Origin of the sequence: Parashewanella curva (genome assembly GCF_003675895.1) — a bacterium.
Taxonomy (GTDB): domain Bacteria; phylum Pseudomonadota; class Gammaproteobacteria; order Enterobacterales; family Shewanellaceae; genus Parashewanella; species Parashewanella curva.
On record NZ_ML014909.1, the window covers coordinates 1 to 3,382 of the forward strand.

General features: G+C 49.6%; 1 rRNA gene. It reads right to left on the reverse strand.

Annotation, left to right across the window (positions count from 1 at the left end):
- Window positions 1-19: 19 nt before the first annotated feature.
- A 23S ribosomal RNA gene (locus tag D5018_RS21005) occupies window positions 20-3,139 on the reverse strand.
- Window positions 3,140-3,382: the final 243 nt, after the last annotated feature.

A 3,382-nucleotide genomic window follows, 5' to 3' on the forward strand; every position in this document is an offset into this window, starting at 1 on the left:
TAAAACCCATTAGGGTTGTATGGTTAAGCCTCACGAGTCATTAGTACAGGTTAGCTCAACGCCTCACAACGCTTACACACCCTGCCTATCAACGTCCTAGTCTCGGACGGCTCTTTAGAGACCTTAAAGGTCTAGGGATGACTCATCTCAGGGCTCGCTTCCCGCTTAGATGCTTTCAGCGGTTATCGATTCCGAACGTAGCTACCGGGCAATGCATTTGGCAATACAACCCGAACACCAGCGGTTCGTCCACTCCGGTCCTCTCGTACTAGGAGCAGCTCCCTTCAATCATCCAACGCCCACGGCAGATAGGGACCGAACTGTCTCACGACGTTCTGAACCCAGCTCGCGTACCACTTTAAATGGCGAACAGCCATACCCTTGGGACCGACTTCAGCCCCAGGATGTGATGAGCCGACATCGAGGTGCCAAACACCGCCGTCGATATGAACTCTTGGGCGGTATCAGCCTGTTATCCCCGGAGTACCTTTTATCCGTTGAGCGATGGCCCTTCCATTCAGAACCACCGGATCACTATGACCTACTTTCGTACCTGCTCGACGTGTCTGTCTCGCAGTTAAGCTAGCTTATGCCATTGCACTAACCACACGATGTCCGACCGTGTTTAGCTAACCTTCGTGCTCCTCCGTTACTCTTTGGGAGGAGACCGCCCCAGTCAAACTACCCACCAGGCACTGTCCTCAATCCCGATAAGGGACCAGAGTTAGAACATCAACACTACAAGGGTGGTATTTCAAGGATGGCTCCACACAATCTAGCGACTGCGCTTCAAAGCCTCCCACCTATCCTACACATGTAGGGTCAATGTTCAGTGCCAAGCTATAGTAAAGGTTCACGGGGTCTTTCCGTCTAGCCGCGGGTATACGGCATCTTCACCGCAATTTCAACTTCACTGAGTCTCGGCTGGAGACAGCGTGGCCATCATTACGCCATTCGTGCAGGTCGGAACTTACCCGACAAGGAATTTCGCTACCTTAGGACCGTTATAGTTACGGCCGCCGTTTACCGGGGCTTCGATCATGAGCTTCGTACGAATACTAACCCAATCAATTAACCTTCCGGCACCGGGCAGGCGTCACACCGTATACGTCATCTTGCGATTTTGCACAGTGCTGTGTTTTTGATAAACAGTTGCAGCCACCTGGTATCTGCGACTGCCAACAGCTTAGGGAGCAAGTCCCATCACCGTCAGCAGCGTACCTTCTCCCGAAGTTACGGTACCATTTTGCCTAGTTCCTTCAGCCGAGTTCTCTCAAGCGCCTTGGTATTCTCTACCCAACCACCTGTGTCGGTTTGGGGTACGATTCCTTTTTACCTGAAGCTTAGAAGATTTTCCTGGAAGCATGGCATCGACTACTTCATGTCCGTAGACACTCGTCATCAGCTCTCAGTCTAGATGTTCCGGATTTGCCTAAAACATCAACCTACAGCCTTAAACCGGGACAACCAACGCCCGGATAGCCTAGCCTTCTCCGTCCCTCCATCGCAGTAAAAAGAAGTACCGGAATATTAACCGGTTTCCCATCGACTACGCCTTTCGGCCTCGCCTTAGGGGTCGACTCACCCTGCCCTGATTAACATTGGACAGGAACCCTTGGTCTTTCGGCGAGGGAGTTTTTCACTCCCTTTATCGTTACTCATGTCAGCATTCGCACTTCTGATATGTCCACTGTGGGTTACCCCTTCAGCTTCATCCACTTACAGAACGCTCCTCTACCGCGTTTGTGCATCCCACATACGACTTCGTTTCACGAAGTTACCTTGCTCACGCAAGCCAACTCGACGTTTTTGTAGGCTTAAACGTTCATTCTTAAAAACGAATGAACGTTAGCTTTGAAATCGCATCTGGTGATGCACAAACACCCGCAGCTTCGGTGGTATGTTTAGCCCCGTTACATCTTCCGCGCAGGCCGACTCGACTAGTGAGCTATTACGCTTTCTTTAAAGGGTGGCTGCTTCTAAGCCAACCTCCTAGCTGTCTAAGCCTTCCCACATCGTTTCCCACTTAACATACACTTTGGGACCTTAGCTGGCGGTCTGGGTTGTTTCCCTTTCCACGACGGACGTTAGCACCCGCCGTGTGTCTCCCGGATAGCACTCTTTGGTATTCGGAGTTTGCAAAGGGTTGGTAAGTCGGGATGACCCCCTAGCCTTAACAGTGCTCTACCCCCAAAGGTGTTCGTCCGAGGCGCTACCTAAATAGCTTTCGAGGAGAACCAGATATCTCCCGGTTTGATTGGCCTTTCACCCCCAGCCACAAGTCATCACCGCATTTTTCAACATACGTGTGTTCGGTCCTCCAGTTGATGTTACTCAACCTTCAACCTGCCCATGGCTAGATCACCGGGTTTCGGGTCTACACCTAGCAACTATTCGCGCAGTTAACACTCGGTTTCCCTACGGCTCCGCTATTCGCTTAACCTCGCTACTAAATGTAAGTCGCTGACCCATTATACAAAAGGTACGCAGTCACGGTATCACTAAGCCACCTCTTGATTCTTGGGTTGACCGTTGCAAAGAACGCAACGTTACCAAAGGTCGCTTTACTGATTTGACATCACTCAACCTTAAAAGAGGCTTAGTGATACCGCTCCCACTGCTTGTACGTATACGGTTTCAGGTTCTATTTCACTCCCCTCACAGGGGTTCTTTTCGCCTTTCCCTCACGGTACTGGTTCACTATCGGTCAGTCAGGAGTATTTAGCCTTGGAGGATGGTCCCCCCATGTTCAGACAACATATCACGTGTGCCGTCCTACTCGATTTCATTTTAAAGTCGTTTTCGTGTACGGGGCTATCACCCTGTGCCGCCGCGCTTCCCAACGCGTTCCACTAACTTCTATAAAACTTAAGGGCTAATCCCCGTTCGCTCGCCGCTACTAGGGGAATCTCGGTTGATTTCTTTTCCTATGGGTACTTAGATGTTTCAGTTCCCCACGTTCGCCTCCTAACGCTATGTATTCACGTTAGGATGATGTCTTATGACACCGGGTTGCCCCATTCGGAAATCTCAGTCTGTAACGGTTTTTATCACCTTAACTGAGCTTATCGCAGATTAACACGTCCTTCATCGCCTCTGACTGCCAAGGCATCCACCGTATACGCTTAGTCACTTAACCATACAACTCTGATGAATTTTATTCGCTTGCCATTTGCATTTTATACTTCGTTTTCAGTTTCTCTCGTCAGTCATGTACTTTAGTACACTCCTTTCTCGTTCAACTTCAAGCCTTGTCTAAAAAGCAACTGACTGCGCTAACATCTTTGTTGTTAGCTGTAACTTGCTGGTTTGATAAGTGTGTTTCCACACTCGCCTTAGTCTTGAATACTCAATGCACTTAATAAAGTGTTGAGAACTTCTT